The 26290-nt window shown below is 60.9% G+C and carries 21 protein-coding genes; 10 read left to right on the top strand and 11 right to left on the bottom strand.

Annotated elements, in window-relative coordinates:
- Positions 1–12 precede the first annotated feature (12 nt).
- The 5 genes from A9K65_RS29420 to A9K65_RS29400 all read right to left on the bottom strand — a co-directional run bounded on the left by A9K65_RS29420 (position 13) and on the right by A9K65_RS29400 (position 5976).
- Positions 13–1029 carry a sugar ABC transporter substrate-binding protein gene (locus A9K65_RS29420; protein ID WP_064994996.1) on the bottom strand — a complete coding sequence of 339 codons (1017 nt, stop codon included), beginning with the start codon at positions 1027–1029 and terminating at the stop codon, positions 13–15.
- 33 nt (positions 1030–1062) lie between these two features.
- Positions 1063–2016 (bottom strand): ABC transporter permease, encoded by a 954-nt coding sequence (locus tag A9K65_RS29415; RefSeq protein ID WP_032809776.1) that lies wholly within the window; start codon positions 2014–2016, stop codon positions 1063–1065.
- A gap of 393 nt (positions 2017–2409) precedes the next feature.
- Positions 2410–3234 carry an alpha/beta hydrolase gene (locus A9K65_RS29410; protein ID WP_024502416.1) on the bottom strand — a complete coding sequence of 275 codons (825 nt, stop codon included), beginning with the start codon at positions 3232–3234 and terminating at the stop codon, positions 2410–2412.
- A gap of 10 nt (positions 3235–3244) precedes the next feature.
- Positions 3245–4726: an NAD-dependent succinate-semialdehyde dehydrogenase gene (locus A9K65_RS29405; protein WP_063167481.1), complete on the bottom strand. Its 1482-nt coding sequence runs from the start codon at positions 4724–4726 to the stop codon at positions 3245–3247.
- Positions 4727–4749: 23 nt separating this feature from the next.
- A complete protein-coding gene (locus tag A9K65_RS29400; RefSeq protein WP_064994997.1) occupies positions 4750–5976 on the bottom strand; it encodes an iron-containing alcohol dehydrogenase in 1227 nt (408 codons plus the stop codon).
- A 176-nt stretch (positions 5977–6152) separates the two neighbouring features.
- Here A9K65_RS29400 and A9K65_RS29395 point away from each other — a divergent pair, with 176 nt between their 5' ends.
- The 10 genes from A9K65_RS29395 (at position 6153) to A9K65_RS29340 (ending at position 20007) form a co-directional block, all read left to right on the top strand.
- A complete protein-coding gene (locus A9K65_RS29395) occupies positions 6153–6854 on the top strand; it encodes a GntR family transcriptional regulator (RefSeq protein WP_013533133.1) in 702 nt (233 codons plus the stop codon).
- Between the two features lie 11 nt (positions 6855–6865).
- Positions 6866–8458 (top strand): sugar ABC transporter ATP-binding protein, encoded by a 1593-nt coding sequence (locus A9K65_RS29390; RefSeq protein ID WP_063167483.1) that lies wholly within the window; start codon positions 6866–6868, stop codon positions 8456–8458.
- Positions 8446–9444 carry an ABC transporter permease gene (locus A9K65_RS29385; RefSeq protein WP_024502420.1) on the top strand — a complete coding sequence of 333 codons (999 nt, stop codon included), beginning with the start codon at positions 8446–8448 and terminating at the stop codon, positions 9442–9444. The genes A9K65_RS29390 and A9K65_RS29385 overlap by 13 nt, the downstream gene beginning before the upstream one ends.
- A gap of 54 nt (positions 9445–9498) precedes the next feature.
- Complete coding sequence (locus A9K65_RS29380) at positions 9499–10449, top strand: substrate-binding domain-containing protein (RefSeq protein WP_013533130.1); 951 nt, start codon at positions 9499–9501, stop codon at positions 10447–10449.
- Positions 10450–10521: 72 nt separating this feature from the next.
- Complete coding sequence (locus A9K65_RS29375; protein ID WP_013533129.1) at positions 10522–11115, top strand: DJ-1/PfpI family protein; 594 nt, start codon at positions 10522–10524, stop codon at positions 11113–11115.
- 1436 nt (positions 11116–12551) lie between these two features.
- Positions 12552–15146, top strand: coding sequence for an AMP-binding protein (locus A9K65_RS29360; protein ID WP_082826410.1), 2595 nt, complete (start codon positions 12552–12554; stop codon positions 15144–15146).
- A complete protein-coding gene (gene nadE, locus A9K65_RS29355; RefSeq protein ID WP_272482884.1) occupies positions 15146–16126 on the top strand; it encodes an NAD(+) synthase in 981 nt (326 codons plus the stop codon). The genes A9K65_RS29360 and nadE overlap by 1 nt, the downstream gene beginning before the upstream one ends.
- A gap of 3 nt (positions 16127–16129) precedes the next feature.
- The gene (gene asnB / locus A9K65_RS29350; RefSeq protein WP_064994998.1) at positions 16130–18151 is read left to right on the top strand and encodes an asparagine synthase (glutamine-hydrolyzing); all 2022 of its coding nucleotides are present in this window, start codon (positions 16130–16132) and stop codon (positions 18149–18151) included.
- Complete coding sequence (locus A9K65_RS29345) at positions 18148–19701, top strand: class I adenylate-forming enzyme family protein (RefSeq protein WP_063167488.1); 1554 nt, start codon at positions 18148–18150, stop codon at positions 19699–19701. The genes asnB and A9K65_RS29345 overlap by 4 nt, the downstream gene beginning before the upstream one ends.
- A 39-nt stretch (positions 19702–19740) precedes the next feature.
- A complete protein-coding gene (locus A9K65_RS29340; protein ID WP_013533122.1) occupies positions 19741–20007 on the top strand; it encodes an acyl carrier protein in 267 nt (88 codons plus the stop codon).
- Between the two features lie 59 nt (positions 20008–20066).
- Here A9K65_RS29340 and A9K65_RS29335 read toward each other — a convergent pair whose 3' ends face one another.
- From A9K65_RS29335 to A9K65_RS29310, 6 genes are all read right to left on the bottom strand, one after another.
- The gene (locus tag A9K65_RS29335; RefSeq protein WP_164745784.1) at positions 20067–20759 is read right to left on the bottom strand and encodes a class I SAM-dependent methyltransferase; all 693 of its coding nucleotides are present in this window, start codon (positions 20757–20759) and stop codon (positions 20067–20069) included.
- Between the two features lie 110 nt (positions 20760–20869).
- Positions 20870–22132: a polysaccharide biosynthesis/export family protein gene (locus tag A9K65_RS29330; protein ID WP_063167489.1), complete on the bottom strand. Its 1263-nt coding sequence runs from the start codon at positions 22130–22132 to the stop codon at positions 20870–20872.
- A gap of 16 nt (positions 22133–22148) precedes the next feature.
- The gene (locus A9K65_RS29325; protein WP_027163967.1) at positions 22149–23378 is read right to left on the bottom strand and encodes a hypothetical protein; all 1230 of its coding nucleotides are present in this window, start codon (positions 23376–23378) and stop codon (positions 22149–22151) included.
- A complete protein-coding gene (locus A9K65_RS29320; protein WP_064994999.1) occupies positions 23375–24379 on the bottom strand; it encodes an SDR family NAD(P)-dependent oxidoreductase in 1005 nt (334 codons plus the stop codon). Before A9K65_RS29320 ends, A9K65_RS29325 begins: the two co-directional genes overlap by 4 nt.
- A gap of 87 nt (positions 24380–24466) precedes the next feature.
- A complete protein-coding gene (locus A9K65_RS29315; RefSeq protein WP_013533117.1) occupies positions 24467–25141 on the bottom strand; it encodes a sugar transferase in 675 nt (224 codons plus the stop codon).
- Positions 25138–26274, bottom strand: a complete 1137-nt coding sequence (locus A9K65_RS29310) for a DegT/DnrJ/EryC1/StrS aminotransferase family protein (protein ID WP_013533116.1) — start codon at positions 26272–26274, stop codon at positions 25138–25140. The genes A9K65_RS29315 and A9K65_RS29310 overlap by 4 nt, the downstream gene beginning before the upstream one ends.
- Positions 26275–26290 lie beyond the last annotated feature (16 nt).

Here is a 26290-nt window from a genome sequence, read left to right as displayed (position 1 = left end):
CAAGGAAGTCCGTTACTTGAGCTCGTCCAGCTTCCAGCAATTCCTGCCGGTCGCATTGGCCTTGTCGACGCGGGTGATCGGGCCGAAGAAGATGGTCTTCTCGCTGCCCGCCTGCCGGCCGGGCTGCTGCAGCAGCTCGGAAATCTGTTGTGCTGCGATCTCGGCCTGGATCGGGGCATTAAAGTTGAAGATCACGTCGAGCAGCCCGTTCTTGATGCTCTCGCAGCCCGTGGCGCTGCCCGCGCCATTGGTGACGATCGTCACCTGGTCCTGCTTGCCGGCGGCCACGACGGCGGCACCGGCGCCGACCTCAGCATTATCCCAGATGCCCATGATGCCGCACAGGTCCGGATGCTGCTGGAGGACCGTCTCGGTGATCTGGCGGGCCTTTTCGCTCATGTAATCGGCCGGCTGGTCGGAGACGAGCTGCAGCTCGGGATTGGCCTTCAGCACCTCGTCGATGCCGGTGCGCATGTAGATGTTGGCGGCACCCGTCTGGACGCCGGCGAGCCAGACCACCTTGTGCGAGACGGCATTGGGCCCGGTGCAGTGCTTGGCCAGTTCGCCCATTTCGAGACGGCCCATTTCGATCCAGTCGTTGCCGACATAACTGTCCGTCTGGGTGGCCGACTGCATGTTGACTTGCAGCACCTTGATGCCGGCCGCCTGCGCCTGTTTCAACAGGCGTGCGTAGGTCTGGACGTCGGGGTTCTGCACGATGATCAGGTCCGGCTTCTCGGCGATGGCGCCCTGCATGGCGCGAATGCCGGCATTGGTGTCGCCGGAGGGATCGCGCACTTCGAGGCTGAAGCCGTAGCGAGCGGCGTGACGCTGCCACACCACCACCCAGGCCTGGTTGAGGTCCATGCCCTGCGAGATTGGCACGAAGATGACCTTCTTGCCCTTGAGCGCCTCGAGATAGGTAGAGCGGCCGACCTGATCGGTTTCCTGCGCCGTGGCGATTTTCGCCGCGCCCAGCAGCGCCAGCGCTGTCATGCCCGCGAGCAGGCAGTTCTTGAACAACTTCATGGTATCCTCCCAGATTTATGTCTCGGTTCTTGTTCAGATGTCGCCGCTTTGCGAGGTCTGCTCGTCGCGCGGATTGATGATGGCGTCGATCGCCAGCGCGCCCAGCAGGATCACGCTCTTGATCAGGTTCTGGCTGGTGTAGCTGAAGTTCAGGATCGTCATGCCGTTGGTCAGGATGCCGACCAGGATGGTGCCGACGATGACGTTGCGTACGCCGCCCTGGCCACCGGAGAGGCCGATGCCGCCCAGCACGACCACCAGCAGCACGTCATAGATCAGGCTGGAATTGTAGAGGCGCGTGTCGATGCCGGTGACCAGCCCCAGCATGATGATGCCGGCGATATAGGCAATGAGGGCGCTGATGACATATTGCGTCACGATGATCGGGCGCGTCGGCAGCCCGGTCGTGCGGGCCGCGTTCGGGTTGTCGCCAGTAGCATAGACCAGCCGGCCGAAGCGGGTCTTCCTCAGGAAAAAGCCCATGAGCGCGGCCACCGCCGCGAAGATGATCACCGACATCGGGATGCCGAGGATGGTTCCGTTGCCGACGAATTTCAGCCAGCCGATATCGGAGGGGGCATAGAGCACGTCGGACGCAAAGACGATGCGGCCAGAGCCGTAGACCGAGGACGCGATGGCAAGGGTGGCGAAGATCGGCGGAATTTCGGCCACCGCCACCATGACGCCGGTGAACAGGCCGATGGCCGCGACCAGGATGGCCCCGAAGACGACGGCCAGCGTGAAGTCGACGCCCCAGGTGGAGATCCAAATACTGAAGGCGACGCCGACGACCATCACCGCCACCATGGTCAGGTCGATGCCGCGCCCAACGACGATGAGCCCCATGCCGACGGCCAGCGTGCCCAGGATCGAGACATTCTTGAGAATGGCAAGGATGTTGCCTTGGCTCAGGAAATTGTTGAGCGTCGCCGAGAACACCAGGAAGAGGACGGCCGAGATCGCGCCGACGACGAGTTCCTGGGACATTTTGATGCCCAAGCGCGCGGTGTCGGATTTGCCCGAACCAGCCAAGTCAATTCCTCCCTCGCTGCCGGTTTGAACCAGCGGCGTGCCAAAGCGGCCTTGCCCCAGGGCTTTGCCGCGACGACGTTCCTCCACAGCCCTAAGCCGGCTGCTTGCGTAAAGACCATCGCGGCTCAGGGCGGCAGGGGCAATTTCGATTTTCTGATGCGCTGTGCAGTTCGTCAGTGTGGAAAAAGAGGATGAGGAATCGTCGGTTGTGTGCTCTGCCGGATTTCACCTGTCGCAAAGCTCAGCCCGATGCCGGCAGCGTGCCGCGATCCCCGTGACGGTACTTTCCTGAGTGACGGGAATGTCAAGTAAGGCACAAGCGGGCCCTGCTCTCCCTGGGTTTCCGTCCTACAGGCCGTTTCCATCGATCATCGCCATCAGGCAATCGCCAGCTTGTGTGCCGCTGATGCCCAGATCACGCACGCTGTTCATGTGGTTTCGGTCATTCAGGCGGAGGTCGCTGACAGGGTGCCCCTGCGCGCGCAAGCGCTTTCCGAAGTCGGCGGCCTGCTGGTGAAAAGGTGACGTTTCCTGATCTCCGACGAGAATGGTCGCTGCCGTCTCCGGGTCATGCCACCGCGTCATTGGGGTGAAGGCAGCTGCCTCCTCATCGGTGATGCCGATTAACGGCTGGAGGAAGGAGGTCTGAAGGGGCTTGAGGTCGTAAAGGCCGCCTAGCAGCAGCGCCGCACGTATGCGCGACGGCATTGGCGCCTTTTCGAACAGGAATGTGGCCAGGTGCGCACCCGCCGAATGACCACTTACGCTTAGCCGGGCAGGGTCGCCGCCATGGGCGGCTATATTGTCCAGCACCCATTGTTTGGCACGCCGGATCTGGTCGACGATTGCCGCCATCCTGAATTCGGGCATCAGCGCATAATCGACGATGACCGCGATCGCCCCAGCTTTGGTGACTGTGTTCGCTACATAAGAATAGTCGCTTCTGGAGAACATGCGCCAGTAGCCACCATGGATGAAGATGTGCACGGGAAGATCCCTGCGCACACCGGGCGGAAAGAACAGGTCCAACCTTTCGGCCTCGCCCTCGCCATAGGCGATACCCGCCGATATCGGCAGGGTCGCCCGGGTTTCGGCGCTGCGAGTCACTATGTCGGCCACGATATCGTCAAAATCGGCCACATGGTCGCGCGTGCGGAAAGGGTCCTTTGACATGACTGCCGGTTCAGAAGGTGACGGCAATATATTTAGCCTCCATGAACTCGGCGATGCCGTGGTGCTGGCCGCCTTCGCGGCCAAGGCCGCTCTGCTTGACGCCTCCGAATGGTGCGGCCGGATCCGACATCAGTCCCCGGTTGAGGCCGATCATGCCGGCCTCGATCCCCGACGCCACCCGCATGCCGCGCCCAACATCGCGTGTGTATATATAAGCGGCCAGGCCATATTCCGTGTTGTTAGCATGGGCGATGGCCTGGGCCTCGGTGTCGAAGCGTGTGATAGGTGCCACCGGGCCGAAAATCTCCTCGTGCGCCATCTCCGCATCCGGCGGCACCTCGGACAGCACTGTTGGCGGATAGAAGAATCCTTCTTCCTCCGAAATCGCCCCGCCGCAAAGCACCTTGGCTCCCCGGCCCACCGCGTCCTTGACCAGGCGATCGATCTTGTCGACAGCCTTTCTGGTGATCATCGGCCCGCACTCGGTGTCGGCATTCGGGCCCGCCCCCACCTTAAGTGCCGCCATGCGCTTGCGGAGCCCGTCGGCAAAAGCATCATAGATTCCCGATTGCACATAGAGGCGATTGGCGGCGGTGCAGGCTTCGCCGGCGTTGCGCATCTTGGCGATCATCGCGCCATCGAGGGCGGCGTCGAGATCGGCATCGTCGAAGACGACAAACGGGGCATTGCCGCCGAGTTCCATAGAACACGAAATGACATGCTTTGAAGCCTCGCCGAGCAAGGTTCGGCCGACACCCGTCGACCCCGTGAAGGACAGCTTCCTGACCCGCGGATCGGCAAGCATGGCCGAAGTCAGCGGCCCGGGACTGGTCGTGGTCAGCACGTTGACGACGCCGGCAGGCACGCCGGCTTCGCTGTAGAGTGCCGCCAGCGCATAGGCCGTCAGTGGTGTTTCGCTGGCCGGCTTCAGGACGACAGTGCAGCCTGCCGCCAGCGCCGGCGCGATCTTGCGGGTCGCCATCGCGGCCGGAAAATTCCACGGTGTGATCAGCACGCAAATTCCGATCGGCTCATAATCGACCACGATCCGGTTGGTGCCGGATGGCGCGGTGCCGAATTCACCGGTGATCCGGACCGCCTCTTCGGCATTCCAGCGGAAGAACTCGGCGGCATAAGCCACTTCGCCGCGCGCGTCGCGCAGCGCCTTGCCGTTCTCCAGCGAGATCAGCATGGCGAGCGTTTCGGAGCGTTCGACCATCAGTTCGAAACAGCGCCGAAGGATTTCCGAGCGTTTGCGCGGCGCAGTTTCCCGCCATCTCCTAGCTGCTTTGGCCGCCGCCTCGACGGCGGCGGTGGCGTCCTCGACCGTCGCATCGGGAACCGCCGCGATCACCGCCCCGGAGGAGGGATCGACGACATCGATGAGCCGACCGTCGGAGGACGACCGCCAAGTGCCGTCGATGTAGAGTCCGTGCGAAAAACCGCGCACGTCATAGCCATCCTGGTCGAGTTGCTGAGTGTTCAAATTCATCGCTTTGTTCCGTGTTCCGTTTCTCACATAACGCAGGCGGCGAGGTCGCCGTCATGGGCAGCCTGGACGAGGCGTCGCATCGTGCCGAGATCGAACGCACGCGGATTGTTCTTGATCAGGCGGTCGATGCCGAGCGCTTGCTCGGCGGTCCACTCAAGCTTATCGGCAGGGAGGCCCAGATCCGCCAATGTTGGCGTAATACCGATCGCCGCGAACAATCGCCTGATCTCCTCGATCGTGGCGGCTGCCATCTCGTCGGCGGTTCGCGCCTTGGCCTCCAAGCCAAGTGCCGCGCCGATCTCTGCCATCTCGTGAGCGGCGACGCGGCTGTTATAGGTCATCACGTAAGGCATCATTGTGGCCACGCCCAAACCATGGGCGGTGTGGGTGAGGGCGCCTGCCGGGTATTGCACGGCATGCGCCGCCGCCGTGCCGGCGGTGCCGAACGCGCAGCCCGCCGCCAGAGCGCCCATCATGACATCGGCACGCGCGTCGGCATCCGTGCCGTCGCTGCAGGCTTTCTCCAGACTCCGGCCAAGCAGCTTTATCGCGAGCAACGCGAAATGGTCTGTCAGCGCAGTCTTGCCGATGAAGACATGCTGTTGCGGCAGATTGGGATCTTCACCGCGCCGCATGGCGGTGAAGGCCTCAATCGCATGGGTCAAAGCGTCGGCGCCGGCGATCGCGGTCAGGCCAGGCGGACAGGTCATTGTCAGCTCGGGATCGCACAGAGCGACCGCGGCGATAAGGTGAGGGCTCGATATGCCGACCTTGAGCGTCCGGTCCGGGTCGGAAATCACCGCGACCGGCGTCACCTCGGAGCCGGTGCCGGCCGTGGTGGGTACGGCGATCAGCGGCAGTGTCTGACCCGGCACCTTGAACTCCCCGTAATAGTCCTGGAGCTTGCCGCCATGGCTGAGCAGCAGGGTGGCGCATTTGGCGAAATCGAGACAGCTGCCGCCGCCGATGCCGATCACCATATCCGGCCCGAACCCCTTCGCTTCCTCGACGCAGATGCCGACCGTATCGCGTGGCACGTCGGGCAGAACACGATCATGCACCAGGACCTCGATCGAGGCTGACTGAAGGGACTTGATGATGTCGGCGAATACCGTTGTGCCCGCGAAACGCTCGTCGGTGCAGACCAGCGCGCGTCGGCCGAACCGGGCGGCGACCGTCGGCAGCACATGGCGTTGCCCCTTCCCGAACAGGATTTCACGCGGCAACCGCAGGGCGGCGAAGAGGGTCATGATTGTTCCTTTGACGGCTGCTGACTGGAAACGGAGGCATTGAACTCGGTCTGGATCGGACGGTTTAAGAGTGTGTCTCTCGCACTTAAAAGATATCCGCTTTAAAATCGTATAGGATATAGGATTGCATCCGCGGAACCATCGTGTTAGCAGTCCTCACTGTCAAGAGGCAAAATATGCAGACCGCAAACTTACCCGACCCAAGCGACGCCAGCATTGGAGCTGGTCGCATCCAGCGCGCCAACAGTCTCGTCGAAGATGTCTATGAAGCCATCTTCGCGCAGTTGATGGCGCTGAAGATCCCCCCCGGCTCGCGCATCACAGTCGACAGCTTGGTCAAGGAATTCAACGTCTCGCACACGCCGATCCGGGAAGCCCTCGGACGGCTCGAAGGCGAAGGCCTGGTGCTCAAGACGCATCTGATCGGTTATCGTGCCGCGCCCCAGATCACCCGGCGCCGTTTCGACGAATTATACGAGATGCGTCTGCTGCTCGAGCCGCATGGCGCCGCAAAGGCCGCCGCAACGATGGACGACGCCAAGCTCGATCTGTTGCTCGAAGCCGCCGGCGTGATGTCACGCCGCGAAGGCAAGGATGATCGCGTGCGCTATTCGAATTTCGCCAGACAGGATGCGATCTTCCACGACAAGATCATGGAGTTTTCTCAAAACGAACTCATCCGTGAGACGTTGAGCCACCAGCACACGCACTTCCACATCTTCCGCCTGATGTTCCATGCACGCGTGACCGAGGAGGCGCTTGACGAACACGAGGCGATCCTTGCCGCGTTCGGCTCGGCCGATCCCGATGCCGCCGAAAAGGCGATGCGCATCCATATCGAGCACTCGCGCGATCGCCTGCTCCCGGCATTCGATTGAGGTCGGAACGGATGTCCATTGCCGCGAATATCGCCGGGGAGGGCGGGAGCACGTTGTCCAGCGAAGCGCCTGGTTCGCTTGAACCGGTGCTGCGCGCCCAGGAATTGTCCAAGCAATACGGCCCAGTGACGGTGCTGTCGGACGTCACCCTGGACGTCCTGCCGGGAGAGATCCATGCCATCATTGGCGAGAACGGTGCCGGCAAGTCGACGTTGATGCGGCTGCTGTCCGGCTATGTCGAGCCAAGCCACGGCACGTTGTCGATGAACGGACACGCGGTGAAATTTGCCAAGCCTGCCCAAGCACAGGATGCCGGTATCGCTTTGGTTCATCAGGAGATCCTGCTCGCCGAGGGGCTCACGGTCACCGACAATCTGTTTCTTGGGCGAGAGCTTTCGCGTGGCCATGTCGTGGATGACCGCACCATGCGCCGGCTGGCAACCGAGAAACTGGCGCAGATCGGCTGCGCGGTCTCGCCAAGGGCACTGGTGCGCGACGTTTCGCTGGCAGACCGGCAGATGGTGCAGATCGCTCGCGCCCTGCTTGACGACCACAAGGTGGTTATCTTCGACGAGCCGACCGCCGTTCTGACCGGTGGCGAGGTCGAGCGCCTGCTGGAGATCGTCCTGCAACTCAAGGCTCACGGCACCGCCGTGCTCTATATCAGCCACCGGTTGGATGAGGTGCAGCGGGTCGCAGACAAAGTGACCGTTCTGCGCGACGGCAAGATGGTCGGCACCTATCCCGGCAAGACGCTGAGCCAGATGGACATGGCGCGGCTGATGGTCGGGCGCGAACTGGCAGCGCTCTATCCTGAGAGAACCGCAGCGCCTTCGGATGTACCGATGCTGAGCGTGAGGAACGCCTCCGTTCCCGGCTATGTGGAGGACGTGTCGTTCACGGTCCACAAGGGCGAGATCCTGGGGTTCGCCGGTATGGTCGGCGCAGGCCGAACCGAACTCTTCGAGGGCATTATCGGCTTGCGCCCGGCAGTTGCCAAGATCGAACTTGAAGGCAAGTCGGTCCATTTCCAATCGCCGCGCGCGGCGATCGACGCCGGCGTCGGTTACCTGACCGAGGATCGCAAGGGCAAGGGACTGCTGCTGCAAGAGCACTTGGCGCCTAACCTGACGCTGTCGGCGCTCGATGTGTTCCATCCCGGCCTCTCGATGGGTCGGCGCCGCGAAGCGCAAGCCCTGGAACAGGCCGTGGAGACATATGACATCAGGCTGAAGAGCCTCGGCGCCAAAGCGGCCCAGCTTTCCGGGGGCAATCAGCAGAAGCTGCTGCTGGCGAAGGTGCTGCTGACCGATCCTTCGGTGGTCATTATCGACGAGCCCACGCGTGGCATCGACATCGCCAACAAGGCGCAGATCTATGCCTTCATCCAGGAGCTTGTGGCCAAGGGCAAGGCCTGCATCGTCATCTCTTCGGAGATGCAGGAATTGATCGGCATCTGCGACCGCATCCTGGTGATGCGCGAAGGCCGCATCACCGGCGAGGTCAGTGGCGCCGAAATGACCGAAAGCAATGTGGCGGTACTGGCGACCAGTGGCCCCAAGCCAGGGCCAAAAGCCAAGGGAGGCACAAAATGGCTGTCATGAGCGAATCCGCACCCAGGCGTCGCCCCCTCGATCTCAACATCAGTTGGACCGATATCGGGCCTTTTCTTGCGCTGGCAGCTCTGCTGGTGGCCGGTTACCTCATCAACCCCGATTTCCTGTCCGCCACCAACCTCGCCAACGTCATCACCCGCAGCGCCTTCATCGCCATTATCGCGGTCGGCGCGACATTTGTGATCTCGTCGGGGGGGCTCGATCTTTCCGTCGGCTCGATGGCCGCCTTCATCACCGGCATCACCATCATGTTCATGAACGCGGTGGCGCCGCATGCCGGCATCTGGGCTATTCCCGCCGGTATGGCGGTTGCGATCCTGGTCGGCCTCCTGTGCGGGCTTGCCAACGGGCTCATCGTCACGGTCGGCAGGATCGAACCGTTTATCGCCACGCTGGGCACGATGGGGATTTTCCGGGCGCTGATAACCTATCTGACCGATGGCGGCACGATACCGATCGACAGGTCGTTGCGCGAGGCCTACCGGCCTGTCTATTTCGGCACGGTCGGCGGGATCCCGGTTCCAATCCTCATATCCGTCGCAGTCGCCGCGGTCGCATCCTTCATCCTTTACAAGATGAAATATGGGCGCAAATGTGCGGCGGTCGGCGCCAATGAGGATGTCGCCCGTTATTCCGGCATCTCGGTGATCAGGACACGGACCGTGGCCTATATCGTCCAGGGTGTCTGTGTGGCGATTGCCGCGATCTGCTACGTGCCGCGCCTGGGCGCCGCAACGCCGACAACCGGACAGCTTTGGGAACTGCAGGTCATCACCGCCGTGGTGATTGGCGGCACCGCATTGCGCGGCGGCAAGGGCCATGTGTGGGGGACAGTCGCCGGCGCCGTCATCCTGGAACTCATCGCCAATCTCATGGTGCTCTCGGACTTCGTCTCCGAATACCTCGTTGCCGCTGTTCAAGGCGTCATCATCATCATCGCCATGCTCATCCAGCGGTTTTCGAATTCGAAATAGCGCCGCGTCCGGACCACGCGGATTAACGTTCTTGTAGGTCCAAGGGAGAAGACAATGTTCAGTAGAAAATGGATTGCGGCAGCGACACTTGGCGCGCTGCTGCTGGCCGGCCAGGCCATGGCGCAAGACAAGAAGGTCATCGCGGTGTCGATACCGGCCGCTGACCACGGTTGGACAGCGGGCATCGTCTACCACGCACAAGCGGCGGCCAAGGAAATCAACGCCGCGTTCCCGAACGTCGAAGTGGTCGTGAAGACGTCGCCGTCCGCGGCGGAGCAGGTCAGCGCGCTTGAGGACCTGTCGGCCAGCCGCAAGCTGGATGCTCTGGTGATCCTGCCTTACAGCTCGGAAGAGCTGACCCAGCCGGTCAAGGCTATCAAGGACATGGGCACGTTCATCACCGTCGTCGATCGGGGTCTGACTGACGCCTCCGTCCAGGATCTCTACCTCGCCGGCGACAATATCGCGGTTGGCACCAACACCGCCAAGTTCATGATCGACAAGCTTGGCGGCAAGGGCGACGTCGTTGTGTTGCGCGGCATTCCGACCGTCATCGACGACGAGCGCATCAAGGGCTTCCAGGACACGATCAAAGGCACTGATCTGAAAGTCCTCGACATCCAGTACGCGCATTGGAACAGCGACGAAGCCTTCAAGCTGATGCAGGACTATCTGGCCAAGTACCCGCATATCGATGCGGTGTGGGCCAATGACGACGACATGCTGCTTGGCGTGCTCGAGGCGGTCAAGCAGTCGGGGCGGACCGACATCAAGCTTGCGCTCGGTGGCAACGGCATGAAGGACATCGTCAAGAAAGTGATCGACGGCGACGCCATGACGCCGGTCGAGACGCCATACCCGCCGTCGATGATCAAGACCGCGATCTACATGACAGTCGCCAACCTGATCGGCCAGGCACCCGTCCGTGGCACCGTCAAGCTCGACGCGCCGTTGATCACCCAGGCCAACGCCAAGGAATATTACTTTCCGGATTCGCCATTCTGACCCTATCCGATTTCACAGAAAGGCAGGCGCAGTCTGCGCCTTGCCTAGCTCAAAACACTGAGAGGAAGAACCATGCCAGGCAAAAAGATACTGATGCTGACCGGTGAGTTCACCGAAGAATACGAAATCTTTGTCTATCAGCAAGCGATGGAAGCCGTCGGTCACACCATCCACGTGGTATGCCCGGACAAGAACGCCGGAGATCTGATCAAGACCTCGCTGCACGACTTCGAGGGCGACCAGACCTACACCGAAAAGCTCGGCCATTATGCGCTGATCAACAAGACTTTCTCGGAAGCCGAGAGGCAGCTCGATCAGTATCATGCCGTCTACTGCGCGGGCGGCCGCGGCCCGGAATACATCCGCACCGACAAGCGCGTGCAGGCGATCGTGCGCCATTTCCACGAGGCCAAGAAGCCAATCTTCACCATCTGCCACGGCGTGCAGATCCTGATCGCTGTCGACGGCGTGGTGCGCGGCAAGAAGGTCGCGGCACTCGGCGCCTGCGAGCCGGAGGTGACACTGGCGGGTGGCACCTATATCGACCTGTCGCCGACCGAGGCCTATGTGGACGGGACAATGGTTTCGGCCAAAGGTTGGACGGCGCTTGCTGCGTTCATCCGCGAATGTCTGAAGGTGCTGGGAACGGAAATCCGCCACGCATAAACTTCTGGAACCGACGCATTCGCCAAGGGATGCGTCGGTTCCCTTCAACAGCGCTTCCATATCCATCAACTCGGTCGGGATCGCGGCTTCCGAGCTACGATATAGGCGAGACACTTAAGTATTGCCGCCTGTTGCGCCGCTTTTCGTCCTGCCTGTTCCACTGGTGCTGTTCGACAGGGTCGGCGCGCGGCGTTGTTTCAGCATCCGGATAGGCCGTGTCGTCGACCGTGCGGCCCCGTCGTCCCCCCGAGGCCACCTCGCTCCGGGCTTGCTCATTCGGATTGCAAGCTGCTGACATCAGTCAACGCCTGCAACGGCGCTACGCCACCGGAAATCGGGGTGCGCTTGAGTTCAGGCCCGCGTCAGTAAATCTGGCATCGCGGATAATCCAATAATCTCCCGGCGTCCGGGGCTGGTCATCGGCCTGACGAAAAGAACGGCGTCCAGGAACGATTTCGGCCGGCTGTCGTTGCCTAACATTAGGTATCCCTTATGGACTTTGCGAAATGCCGCTGTGTCAGAATCTATGCCCTCTTGAAATGACGTTCAAATGTCCTCGCTGCGGATTGGCTTTGCTGAAACCCGGGCGCTGGTTCCAGGTTGCGTCCAAATATCGCTGCGAGGGCTGTCACAGCGAAATCCGGATTACGTATCCCGACAAGATTGCACTTTTCCAGAAGTATGCGGATTCGCAGGGCGAGGTCCATCTCCCCCAAAGCATAGCTCAGTCCTGACCAGTCGTTCAGCGGCTAGGCCACGGTCCTGCCAGGAGGGCAGGCGATCTGAAGGCTGACTTCCGGCGGTAGGGTTGCCTGTAGCATGGAACGAAATCCGTTCCCTGCGGTTGGAGTTGTCCAGCTACACGCGATTGAACCGGCCTTGCCCCACAGTCAGGAGCAGTGATGCAAACATACCTGGTGGAACAAATGGAGGGGGATGACGTGGTCGCGGCGAGTAACGTCAATGCGTCCAGCCCGTTCACGGCGGCGACTATGTCAACGGGACGCCAGGTTACCCTGCGGACTTGGGAAAACAATTGGGTTCGTGTAACGGATGAGCTTGGAGGGGAAGTGTTCGCATACTGCTTCGTTTCAAGTACTGGCAAAGCGGATAGCAGCGCGCAGCCCGACACCTCTGTAAGGTAAGGTAGTCCCGCAGCCCGGGCGGGCGCAGGCTGGCCTCTTCATCTTCGAATAATTCAAGCGATTAAGACCGTCTCACGCATCATCCGAATGATTGATGAAAAGATCATGCCGCGGAGCGATAAGCGGCAACAATCCTAGCGTGGGGCCCTTATGTCTCTGGCGCATTTAGAATCTTCGAGGGCGATTCAAACGGTGCAGGCTGACTACCAAGCGGTGGTCCCTTGCCGATGGCTAAAAGCTCCCGATCATGCTCTTGACCATGGCGGGCCTGTTCTACGTCTGCATCAACGGATGGGAACTGGCTTCGCCGACGTTCCTGTCTTTGATCACCTGAGGGAGATCGCCGGGCGTTATTCCGAAAAATTAGCCGCCAGCGACGGCACCAATCGACTGACCTATTCCGAGCTTTTTCGGGCGGTCGAGGCATTGGCCGGCTGGATTGAAGCCGTCGTTCCCGACGGAAATGCGGTTGGAATACTTCAGGCCAACTCGGTCTGGTACACCGTTGCGATGCTGGCCAGCATGGCATCCGGTCGGCCGTCAGTGCCGCTTAACGTGCGAGATCCGGACTCGCGCATCAACGAAATCGTCGCCGACGCGAGGCTCTCCGCCATAATTGGCGACAAAGGCCTCCACGGCCTTGATCTGCCCCAGCACGTTGCCTGGATCGATATGGCGCAATCATTGCAGGCAACGCCCCATCCAGCCGCACACCGTGTGGTTTCTGTCGATGCACCGGCAATCGTGCTTTATACCTCCGGCAGCACGGGCCGCCCCAAGGGGATTGTCAACAGCCAGCGGAACTTGCTGTGCCGAGTGCAGCAATATGTCGATGCGTGCCACATCAATGCACAGGATGTATTCCTGCCTCTGACCGGCCCGGCAACCATCGCCGGCTGTCGGGAAATTCTTGCCGCTCTGCTCACGGGTGCCACGTTGCAGCTTGTGGAGGTTGAAGCCGTCGGCCTGCGCGCGGTTCGCGGCCGCATGCAATCCGAAGGCGTGACGATCACCTATCTGGTGCCGGCATTGCTTCGCGCTCTCTTGGCGGATGAACCCGCGGACGCCTTTGGTTCGCTCAGAGTTGCCCGAATTGGAGGCGAGAAGGTATCTTCGGCCGACATCCGCCTCGTGCGCAAGGCTGTCCCGCCAAATTGCCTGGTGCAGATCGGCTATTCATCGACGGAAACGACGGGATCGCAGTGGTTCTTGCCGCACGATTGGCCGGAATTCGATTCTTCGGCTCCCGTCGGCTGGCTGCTTCCGGGAATCAGCTTCGCAGTGGTCGATGAAGAGGGTTACCCGGTTCAGCCCGGCAAGATCGGAGAACTGTTGATCAGAAGCCCGTATGTCGCGCTTGGACATTGGGAAAACGGGGCCGTTGTTCCGTTTGAAGTAGACCCCGACGACCAGACGCTTCGCATCTTTGCGACGGGCGATCTTGTGCAAATCGGGAGTGACGGCCTGCTGCGGATCATAGGCCGCAAAGGGCGCCAGATAAAGGTCAATGGGCGGCGCGTTGAGCCGGCCGAACTCGAACGGGTGCTGCGTGGCGCGCCGTCGGTGAAGGATGCCGTGGTTATCGTCACCCCGGCGAATGAACTGGTTGCATTCGCCGTACCGCACAGCGGAGCGGGAGCCAGTTTTTGCGACGAGCTGCGCCAACTTGCCAGGACAAAATTGCCGCCGGCGCTTTGCCCGTTGCGACTCCATGCAAGCGCCGAGATACCGCGACTGCCCAGCGGAAAGATCGATATGACAACGCTGGCTGCAATTGACCTTTCGGTTCGGGAAACCACGCCCCCACCGCAAATACCCCATGCGGGACATGAAGTTCCTGCTCATCAGATCGTACGGCGTGCCTGGACCAAGGTCCTCAAGACGCGGGTCGCCCTGGGCTGTTGGGATGAAGCGGGGGGAGATTCGCTGAAGCTGCTGCACTGCGTCATGGAAATCGAAAGCGCGATCGGGCAGGAGCTCGGATTGGAAGCCTTCACGGTTGGAATGAGCTTCGATGAGATGGTTGCAGCGGTCATTTCTGCTCAAGGAGGCGGCGAGCACGCGCCCGCTTGGAAACACGAGCCTCCGCTGCTTTTCCTTTTCCCCGGGTCGGTCGGCTATGGTCCGAGCCTTGCTTCGTTCGCATCGGCAATAAGCAAGGTCGCCAGGGTGTCTCCCATCAGATATCCGGCCCTGGGCATGATCCTGCAAGGTCAGAACACCGTCGCCGCAATGGTCGAAGCTGCAATCGATCATATCAACCGCGTACAGCCGACCGGCTGTGTTCGCCTGCTTGGTCACTCGCTCGGAGGAGCGGTTGCTTTTGAGGTTGCCGCGCGTCTGCTTGATCAAGGGCGAGCGGTAGCGTTCACGGGCATTCTGGATACCAGCCTGGTTGGCGAACGCAGCAAGCGTTGGGAGACGATTACCCGGACATTTCACCGGATCCGAACCAATCGTATATCGGCTAGTCGAGTGGCATGCCGCGCGCTTGCCAAGGTCGCGGTCAAAATGCACTGCGAATCCCGGCTTGCCAGCTTCCTCGACCGCTATGCCGAGGGTCAATTCAACCCGACGAGCTTCAGAACCAAACTGGAACTGCAGGAAGTTCTGCGCGCGCGCGCCTTCTTCCAGTGGCTCACAGAACCCAGGCCGATACTGCCGATCACCGGCACCTTGTTCCGTTGCGCGCGGCCCGGAATGCCGCTTGCACTTGGGTGGGATCGGGCATTCGTCCATCTGGACGTCATTCCGATCGCCGGCACTCACATCGACATGGTCGTGGAGCCTCATCTGACCATCAATCGCCCGCTCATCGAAAACGCTGTGACTGAGACCTACTCTTCAATCGAGTCACAGAAACGGGAGGCAGTGTCATCGACCTGATCGGGGAATTCAGCAGCGGTGTGCTGGCGCTCGATGCCCGGCTGGAGATCGATCGCATCGTCGAGACCTTGCGCGAACAGGTTCTCGGCACACAACGGCGCCGCGGAGTGGTTGTCGGGCTCTCCGGAGGCATCGACAGTTCGGTCGTCGCAACGGTCTGCGCACGCGCGTTCGGCAGGGACAAGGTACTGGGCCTGTTCATGCCGGAGCGCGATTCATCCGGCGACTCGCTGAGGCTTGGCCGCAGCGTCGCCGGGCAGCTTGGCATCGACACAATCCTTGAAGATATCCAGCCGGCGCTCGAGGGCATCGGTGCCTACGCCCGACAGATGGAGGCCATCCGAACTGCCGTCCCTGGATATGGCGAAGGCTGGAAATGCAAGCTGGTCATGGCATCGGTGCTGGAGAGCAGCGGCCTTAATATCACGCGCCTCACCGTCGAGGATCCGGACGGAAAGATCGACACCGTGCGTCTTTCGCCGGCGGCTTACCTGCAGATCGTCGCTGCAACCAACTACAAGCAGCGGGTTCGCAAGATGACTGAATACTATCATGCGGACCGCCTCAACTATGCAGTGGCAGGCACGCCAAACCGGCTCGAATATGACCAAGGCTTCTTCGTCAAGCAGGGCGACGGCGTCGCCGACGTGATGCCGATCGTCCATCTCTACAAGACCCAGGTTTATCAGCTGGCGGAATATCTCGGGATTGACGAGGAGGTCCGAATGAGGCCGCCGACCACGGACACGTTTTCCATGGCGCAAACCCAGGAGGAGTTCTACTTCGCCTTGCCCTATCAGCTGATGGATTTGTGCCTCTACGGCATGAATCACGGAATTTCGGCCGGCGTGGTTGCCGCCGCCGCCGGCCTGACGGCCGAGCAGGTCGAGAAGGTCTATAAGGATATCGTCAGCAAACGCCGCGCCGCCCGCTACCTTCACGCACGGCCGCAGCTGTCCGCTGCGATGGACAGGGATTGACCCATGTGCGGCATCGCCGGAATTGTGGCGCTGAACGCGGCTGCGGAGCCTCCTTCACGAGCCGCGCTTCTACGAATGGCAGCCGCGCTCTCCCATCGAGGCCCGGACGAGAGCGGCGTTTACCGCGACAGGCGGGCGGGGCTGGCGCATACCCGTCTGTCGGTCATCGATCTCTCGACCGGACAGCAGCCCCTCGCCGACACCGGCGATACCACCTGGATCGTGTTCAACGGCGAGATCTTCAACTACGTCGAGCTGCGTGAACAACTCACGGCGCTGGGGCATCGTTTCCGCACCCGCAGCGATACCGAGGTCATCGTGCACGCCTACCGCGCCTGGGGCGTGGCCGCGTTCGAGAGGCTAAACGGGCAGTGGGCACTCGCCATCTGGGATTCGCTGACAGGCCGCCTCGTCCTGTCGCGCGACCGGTTCGGCATCTGCCCGCTGCATTTGTGCGAACATGCTGGCCGCCTTCACTTCGCCAGCGAAGTGAAGGCCATTTTCGCAGCCGACCCGGCGATACCGCGGGCCTTCGATCCGGCGGGGATAGACCAGACTTTCACGCTGTGGACGGTCGTACCGCCGCAAGGCGTATTTCAGGGAGTGAAGGAACTTACCCCCGGCCATGTACGCATCTACGACAATGGCAGCGTTCGTGAGCACGCTTTCTGGAAACCTTGCTATCCCGAGATCGCGGACCAGGCCCATGGCACCTTCACCGGCTCACTGGACGATGCGGTGGACGAAGTGCGTAGCGCCTTGCAGGCCGCGACGGCGCTTAGAATGGTCAAGGCGGATGTGCCGGTTGGCTGCTACCTTTCCGGCGGGCTCGACAGCTCACTTGTCGCCATGCTCGGGAGGCGCTTCGCCGGCGCGCCATTCCAGACCTTCTCGTTGCGTTTTGCTGACGCCGAATATGATGAAACCCGTTACCAGCGGCTGGTTGCAAGTGCGAGCGGCGGCGAGCACCACGAGGTGATGGTTTCGCGCGGTGATATTGCCGAGGTTTTCCCAGATGTGATCCGTCACGCCGAGTGTCCGATTCTCAGGACCGCGCCGGCGCCGTTGTTCCTTCTCTCGAGGCTGGTGCGCGAACATGGCATCAAGGTCGTCCTGACCGGCGAGGGCGCCGACGAGATGTTTGCCGGCTACGACCTGTTCCGTGAAGGCAAGGTCCGCCGTTTCTGGGGGCGGCAGCCCGCATCCGCCCGACGCGCGCGACTGCTGGAACGGCTCTACCCCTATCTGAGCCGGTCGCCCGTCAAGCAGCAGGCGATGGCGCGCCAGTTCTTCGGACACGGTATCCATGCATTTGGCGCGCCCGGCTTCGCGCATGACACCCGCTGGCGCACCACCAGCGCCATCAAACGGCTGTTCTCGGCCGACATGCATGCCGAAGCGGCGCGTCACGACGTGGTGGCGGACCTGCTTGGCCACCTGCCCGAAGAGTTTCCACGATGGGGTCCTCTCGCGCAGGACCAGTATCTTGAGATCAGGACGCTGATGTCGGGCTACCTGCTCTCCTCGCAGGGTGACAGGATGCTGATGGCCCATTCTGTCGAGGGGCGCTTCCCGTTCCTGGACGACAGGCTCGTGGCGTTGGCGAATTCGCTCCCGCCCGACTACAAGCTGCGCATTCTGGATGAGAAACACGTGCTGAAGCGTGTGGCGAAATCGATCGTGCCCGCGGAAGTCGTGGCCCGCAAGAAGCAACCCTACCGGGCGCCCAACGCACTTTGCTTCACGGGCGATGGCGCACCCGCCTATGTCCGCGAAGCACTCTCCGAGACTGCCCTGCGCGCGGCGAATGTCTTTGATCCGAACTCGGTCGCGCGCCTGCTGGACAAATGCGCTGCCAAGACCGGCGATGGGGATCTGTCCAACTCGGACAACATGGCGTTGGTCGGCGTGCTGTCGACGCAGCTCCTCCATCAGCAGTTTGTCGCAAGCCGCCCATCGAGCGCGCATGCGGTCGACCTCAGGATAGACGTCGATCACCTGCACAGGGAAGAGGTGCTGGTATGATGCATGGCGCCGTACCTCTGCTGGACGATTACCTCAGCCATTCGGCCGAACGGCTCGGCGACAAGATAGCGCTGGTGTGCGGCGAGCACCGGCTCACCTATGACGAGCTTGAGACACGCTCCAGCGCGGTCGCCCGTCATCTCGTCACGTCCGGGGTCGCCCCCGGTGACCGCGTTATGATCTTCGCCGACAACACCGTCGAGACCGTGGTCAGCTTCTGGGCGGTTCTCAAGGCGAGCGCCGTTGTGTGCGTCGTCAATCCGCTCACCAAGAGCGACAAGCTGGGGTATTTGCTCAACGATTGCCTTCCGGCAGCATTGATCACCGACAAACATTTGCAGCCGGTCTTTGCTGAGCCGGCGCGTAACTGTCCGTCGCTGCGGCGGCTCATCGTCTCCGGTCAGGTGGACGACGCCGAGCTCCGGGGATTGCCGCATGCCGTGCGCTGGGATGAGGCGGCTGCCGGCCACGGCAAAGCGCCGCCCCGCCGCCGCATCGATATCGATCTCGCAGCCATCATCTACACGTCGGGCTCGACCGGCGAACCCAAAGGCGTGATGCTGACACACAGGAACATGATGACAGCCTGCACGTCTATCGCCTCGTACCTTGAGCTTGGCGAAGACGACGTGATCCTCAATGTCTTGCCCCTGGCCTTCGACTACGGCCTCTATCAGATGATAATGGCATTCCGTACCGGGGCGCGGTTGGTCCTCGAGCGCTCGTTTGCCTTCCCCGCACAGATACTTGCGATCATCGAAAGGGAGAGAGTTACAGGCTTTCCCGGCGTGCCGACCATCTTTGCCGCGCTGTCGGATCTCAGGACGCTGAAGGCAAATGATTTTGCAAGCATAAGGTATGTCACGAATACGGCGGCAGCCCTGCCGCTTAAGCACATTCGCCTGCTCCAGGAACTGTTTGCCGCCGCCCGCATCTATTCGATGTACGGCCTGACCGAATGCAAACGCTGCACCTATCTTCCGCCGGACGATCTTGCCCGAAAACCGTTGAGCGTGGGGATCGCCATCCCGAACACCGAAATGTGGATTGTCGATGAGGATGACCGAAGGGTTGGTCCCAATGTCGTCGGCCAGTTGGTCATCCGCGGGGCAACGGTCATGAAGGGCTACTGGGGTAAGCCGGAGGCTACCGCGAAGAAGCTCAAGCCAGGTCCTTTGCCCGGCGAGCAGGTTCTGTACACCGGCGACTACTGCCGAATGGACGAGGAAGGCTACCTCTATTTTGTCGGCCGCAGCGATGAGATCATAAAATCGCGGGGAGAAAAGGTGGCGCCTAGGGAAGTCGAAAACGTGCTGATGGAAATCCCGGGAGTACGGGAAGCCGCGGTTGTCGGAGTACCTGATGACCTGCTGGGGCAAGCAGTGAAAGCGTTTGTCGTCATGGAGCAAGGAACGATCATGGGCGAAAAGCAGCTGCGGATGGAATGTCAGAAGCGATTGGAAAACTTCATGATTCCGAAGTCCATCCAAATTGTGTCCAGTCTGCCGATGACGGACACGGGCAAGCTCAAGAAAATGGCGCTGTCATAAAGCAATTTACGGAAATTATTTGGATCGGAGGCCAATTCAATGCTGAGCACGAACAACAGAATTGACACCTACAGCGATCAAATCCGCGCCTTTCTGGCGTCAAACTTCTACGTAGCCGACCCGCGTGCGCTGGAAGTTGAAACGTCGTTGCTCGATCAGGGCATCATAGACTCGACTGGAGTGCTTGAAGTTATCGGATTCGTCGAGGAGACATTCGGCATCACTGTCGAGGACAGTGAACTTCTGCCGGAGAATTTCGATTCCATCCAGGGAATTGCACGTTACGTGGTCAGCAAGGAAAACTGATCGCCGGGCTACGGCTTGAGGGCGTCGTCCCAACCGGGCGCGCAAACCCATGGCGCGGCTCACGCTGGCGCTTTGGCCCGTGCACAAACCACCCTGGCTTCACCGGCTTTGTTCGCAACCGTGCGAATGCTCTCATAGGCTTTGGAACGCTCAACCAAACTCATGACCTGCCGGTCCTGGCCAAGCCCGACCTCGAAAAGCAGCATGCCACCTTGCCGCAGATAATGCTGCGCCTCCTTGATCACCCGCATATGAATGCTCAGGCCGTAAGGCCCGGCAGCGAACGCCTCACGGGGTTCAAGTTCCATCAGATGCGCGCGGTCGTTTTCGAGCCGCTTCTCCGAGATGTAAGGCGGGTTGCAGACGACCAGATCGATCGTACCTTCGAGCTCCAGACCCGAGAAGGAATTGAAGAGGTCGCCCTGTAGCACCGAAATACGTCCGGCCAGGCCAAGATGGGCAACGTTCCGGCAGGTGGTTTCGACGCAGCTGTCAGTAAGATCGCTCGCCCAGACGCGCGCGGTGGGGACCTTGTATCCAATGGCGCAGGCGAGATTGCCCGCCCCGCAGCACATGTCCACGACACGCGGTACCGGCCTGTTAAGTTCACGAAGCACATTGAGGGCGGTGCTGCCGAGCAGTTCCGTCTCCGGGCGAGGGACGAGCACGCCGGGCGCGACAACCAACTTCAGCCCCATGAAGTCGGTGCGGCCGGTGCTGTAGGCGCTGGCGACATCTATTTCACCAATCACGGCAAACCCGCTTTCTTGATTTCCCAATGTTGATTTCTCAGGCGCCCGGTCTTCATGCCATGGGCGAGCCATCAGCAACGTCGTTCCCGGCTCGGTTCACGTCCGCGCAACTACTGGATCGCCGCGCTCTGCAGTTCGCTGCTGAACCTCACCTCGATGGTGTCTCCAGGCGCAACCTCGGTGTCCTGGTCGACCGGTCGACCTCTTGACGCGTCGCCGGCCCCGCCGGTTATTGTGATCCGCGCCTGAAAGGTTTCGCCGGCGACGGGCAGTGGAAGCGCGGACGCCCCTGATGGCTGAAGCTTCTGGCTGGCTGCGTGGAGCCTTGCAGTGGTCTCGGCGAGGCGAAGGTCGGTGTCCCTCAATTCGTTCAGAAGGCCGATCCTTCTTTGATTTTCATTGCGTTCCTGCTGCCTGACGGAGTCTTCCTGCTGGCGCCGCGTTCTCATCAGTTCGACTGAGGTCTCGAGCGCCCGGCTCGACGACATCAGCACGGCACGCCTGACGTCGGCGAGCCTGCTGTTGGTCAGGTTGCCCGATTCGAACGATTTGGTGACCCGCGCAAGATCGTCCTCATCCTGTTTCACCGCGGCCGCTTCCGTCTGCTCGCGCTTGAGCAGAACCTCGACCTGAGCCTCGGCATCCTTGGCGGTCTTGTCGAGATAGCTTTGCTCCTGCTGAAAATTGTTCAGCGAAATCTTGAGGCCCTCCGCTTCCGCCTGCGCGACCGCCGATATCAATGCATTCGACAGGGGCGAGCCTTGCGGCGGTTGCATGTCAAATTCTGCCTGGTTCTGAAGTTCGGCGCGGATGCGCGCGCCATGAAAGTAGTCCCTGATGTAGTCCCCCCAGATCGACTCGTAGTCGCGTCGCAGATCAACGGGATCAGGTCCGCTTTGGCTTGCCCGAGACCGCAGGAGACTAAAACCGCCGGCGACGGCAATTGCCTGTCGGACAGTCATGAGTGGCCGGTAAGTCTGCTGCCCTGGTGTCAGCACATCGCCAGTCACATAGATCGGACGGTACTCCGCGATCACGGCCGTGACGTCGCTCGGCTTGATGACGATCATTTGCTCCCGTCCATCAGGTAGGCGCTGATGGACTATCTTGGTTGGCAGCACCGCCTCCATGCGCGTCTGCAATTCTGCCGGCGTCAGCCCGCCAACCGGGATCATCCCGAACTCGGGCAGCGCGATCGAGCCATCCATTTGCACGATCGCGCGTTGCGTTCGCTCCGCTATGGAGGCTATTCCTATCTCCACCGTATCGCCGGGCGACAGCTTATAGGCCACCGGCGCTTCAGCCGCGGCTGCGATATCCAGGGCCAGGCAACCGGCAAGGGCTGCAAAGAAAATTCGGCTAACGAAGGCCATCGATGGCAATCTCCCTTTAATTCAGGCCCGGCTGCTGCGGCCAATCGAGATGGGCGACGAATTCGTAGACCGGCCCACCAGGCACCCCCCAATTGCTCGACCAGATCACTTGCGACCCATCAGGGGAGGGTGAGGCATGTGTCTCGCTCCAATAGTCGAACGGAGCGTTTCGCGTCTGCACGATGCGTCGCACCTCCTGACGACCGTCGACACGCAGCGCGATCACTTCGCGCGTGTATGGCGCCCAGTCCGGGTGGCTCCGAACCTCATCGGGATTGCCCCCGTAACTTATAAACGCCCATTCGGGCCTGTCCAAAGCACGCAGCGACGTATGCTCGGCCTCACCGTACTTCGTGAGCGACGTGACCTTTCCATCGGACAGCCGACGCTTGATCACCTGATATTTGTCCGGAGCGGATTTGCTGGTTCCGACGTAAATTTCGCTGCCATCCGCATCGAGAGTCAAATCGCCATGGCCGGGCCGATGATGATCCTTCCACGTTTGGCGCAGGGTCCCGTCGACTGCGAAAATGGCTCGCTGTTCGGTGCCGTCGACCAGATTTTGGAAACACAGGATGTTCTCTCCGAGCGGAGAAATGGTGCAGGAGCTGGTCGTTCCGGCAACCTGGGCGAGATCGATGTCCGGGTATTTCAGACGCCGGTCGATGTCGTATGCGAAGACGACAGCAGCTCCATCATTGCGGGTCGCGCGTACGGCAATGCGGTTGCCGTCACGACTAGGATTTCCCTTGGACGGGCCGAATTCGAGATCCCGATATTTCGTTGCGGCATACACTATGTCCTCACGATTGGTGCGGGGCGCCCAGGTCGATATCTTTTGACCATCGACACAGATCATCATCTCCGCGTTTCGAGGGCGCCATTCGCACTCACCCGACTTGTTGCGATGAAACAAAGGGAGGTAGGTTTTCCCGTCGAGGAAACACATGCCGTTGCAGCCGTTCATGAGGACGAGGAGGCTCTGATCCGCATTCCAGGCTTGCGCGCTCGAGTAGCGATGACTGCAATATATTTTGCCGCAGACAATTCCGCTGCCAAGCGCTCCGGGCTGAGTGATCCGAGTAAAGCGGATCCCTGTCGCCGGATCAGTTGCAGGTTTCAGATAAGCGGGCAGATCCATTGCCGGCTCCGTGCCTGCCGCACCGCTCGGCCGGTTTCCGGCTGTGTGCAGCGCCAGCAGAGCGGCCATCAACAGCAAAGCTGGTATGAGCCGCGGAAAGGTCATGTCATGTAGCTCATTTCGCGTCGGACGCGGCCTTCGCTGAGGCGCGAGCGCCACCACTCGATGGTCTTTTCCAGACCATCACGCAAGCTCGTATGTGCCCGCCATCCGACTTTACTTTCAAGGTTCGAGGAATCGGCGAGCAACGCGCGAACCTCGGAGTTTTGCGGCCGCATCCGGCTTTCATCTCGACGAACTGGTTTCCTGGTGCCACTCAACTCGAGCACCAACTCCAAAACGTCCGAGACACTGACGGCGCGCTGGCTGCCTGCATTGTAGGCATGGCCAAATTCAAGCTCGGCCGCCCCTGCCGCCACAAATGCCGCAGCAGTGTCCTCCACAAAGGTAAGGTCGCGGATAGGGCTGGTGTCGCCGACCATGATCGCCGGACAGTTCTCGTCCAGAGCCTGCCTTATGATGGTCGGCACGATGGCCCGCTCGCTCTGGCGCGGCCCGTATGTATTGAACGGTCGCAGGATGACCACCGGCACATCGAAGGACCTGGCATAGGACGCCGCCATCATGTCTGCGCCGATCTTGGATGCAGAGTAGGGGGACTGTCCCTGCAGTGGGTGGGATTCGTCGATCGGCATGGTCAGAGCGGTGCCATAAACCTCGCTCGTGGACGTATGCACAATGCGTTCGGTTTCCCAGTGGCGTGCCGCTTCGAGGACATTCACGGTGCCCAGCACATTGGTTTCCACATAGGATTGGGCAGCCGCGTAGGAGTAGGGAATCGCAATCAGCGCAGCCAGATGAAACACCGCCGCCTGGCCGCGCACGATCCGGTTGATGAACGCGCTGTCACGAACATCCCCACGAATGCATTGCAACTGGCTTCGAACGTGGTCGGGTAAATCGTCCAGCCAGCCATGGCTGTCGAACGAGTTGTATAGGGCCAGTGCCGTGACATCGGCGCCTTCGTGCACCAGCGCTTCCGTGAGGTGGGATCCGATAAATCCATCCGCACCCGTGACCAGGACCTTCCTGCCGCGATAGCTCACGACTGTGCACTCCTTTGATCGTGTGAGCTGTCAAACTGGCGAACGAACAACAATCCATTCATGCCAAACTCTCCTCACCTTCCAACTCTACCCACTCGCCGCGGGAGGCAGGGACACGCCGAAAACCGCCCTGAAGCCTCGCATTATCCAGACGAGGTCCGATGCAATCGTGCGCCGCGGATAGTAGGCGAGGTCGATCGTTGCCTTGGCCGGGAACAGGACCTCTCGATAAAACAGGAGCGGATCAAGGGAGGGCGGGTAAAAACAGGCTTCGTGACGGAATAGAACCTGGGTCGGGCCGAGCAGGCCGGGCTTCCACTGCAGGACGGCTTCATTGCCGCCGCGGAAACAATCGGCGAAGGCAAGGCTTTCCGGCCGCGGGCCGACAATTGCCATGTCTCCCGTAAAAACGTTCCACAGTTGCGGCAACTCATCAAGTTTCGTTGCCGCGAGAAAACGGCCTATCCGCGTCATCCGGCTGTCATCGTTCATGGTCAGCGCAAGGCCGAAAGGATCGGCTGTTGTCTTGAATTTGCGGAACTTGTACATGCGAAACGGTTTTGCGCCGGCACCCAGGCGCGTCTGTGCGAAAAGCACGGGCCAACCACCCTCGACAAAGAGTGCAACAGCAATCAGTAGCATCAGCGGAGCGAGTGCCATTCCCGCTGCTGCGGCGAGGATGATATCCATCGCGCGCCTGGCAATTCCATGGCTGGTGCCAGCTACGGCGGGCCGATGCATCGTCACGTCGAGTGCGTTCATGCCGCGGCTCCCGCGCGCCCGCTGCTTTCAATCGCGGTGGCCAACGCAACAACCACCGACTCGATCGCACTTGCCGTAATTTGCGGGTGTAGTGGAATCGTCAACTCCCGCTGCGCGAAATCCTCGGTCTTCGGCAGATGGATTTCAGTGAACATTTGGCGATAGAGCGTCATCTGGTGCACGGGCGTATAGTGGATTGTGGTCTGTATTCCCTTCGTTCGCAGATGGTCGATCACCGTTTGCCGGTCGACGTCATGTGGCAGGAGGACAGGCATGATGTGATAGGCCGAGGTCCGCGGTTTGCAGAACGGAACTGTCACAGCCGAGCAATAGTCTGCGATCAGACGTCGATAGAGGACGACCAATATGCGCCGGATTTCATTCCATTCCTGCAGGTTCTGAAGCTGGACCAAGCCAATAGCGGCGCGCAATTCATCCATGCGATAATTGAAACCGAGCATCGTCACATCGTATTGCGGCGTGCGGCTGTTCAGCCGCTGATGTGTGCCGCTGGTCATCCCATGTCCGCGAGCCTGGCGGATCGCTTCACGGAGCTGTGCATCCCGGGCGATTACGGCCCCACCTTCCGCGGTGGTCATGTTCTTGTTGCCGTAGAAGCTAAAGGCCGCGGCCGCACCATAAGTCCCCACCTCCTTAAGGCCGGGAGCATGCGCGGCATCCTCGACGATATGCAGTCCTCGCACACGGGCAAATCTCTGCCATTCTTCCCGGTCGGCGAGGTAGCCGGCAAAGTGGACGAGAATGACGGCCTTGGTGCGTCCGGTGCACTTGGCTTCCGCGTCGCTTAGGGACATCAGTGGCACTTCGGCCGACTCTATGTCGACGAATACCGGTGTTGCTCCTACGTAGAGCACTGCATTCGCGGTCGCCACGAAGGTCAGCGAGGGAACCAGAACTTCGTCTCCGGGACCGATCCCAAGTGCATGGAGAATGAGATGCAGGGCGGCGGTGCAAGAGCTGACGGCAACGCAATCGACCGCATCATGCACGGCCGCGAAGGCCTCTTCAAAGGCTCGTACCTGGTCCCCCATCGTCAGCCACCCACTGTCGACAACTTTGGCCAAGGCCGCCTTTTCCGGAAAGCCAAGAATAGGAGCGCTGACCAAGAGCATTACGACCTCCTCATGT

The sequence above is a fragment of the Mesorhizobium sp. WSM1497 genome (assembly GCF_001672455.2).
Lineage (GTDB): Bacteria > Pseudomonadota > Alphaproteobacteria > Rhizobiales > Rhizobiaceae > Mesorhizobium > Mesorhizobium ciceri.
Note: the sequence above shows the minus strand (reverse complement) of the source record. Positions and strands in the feature narration are given on the sequence as shown.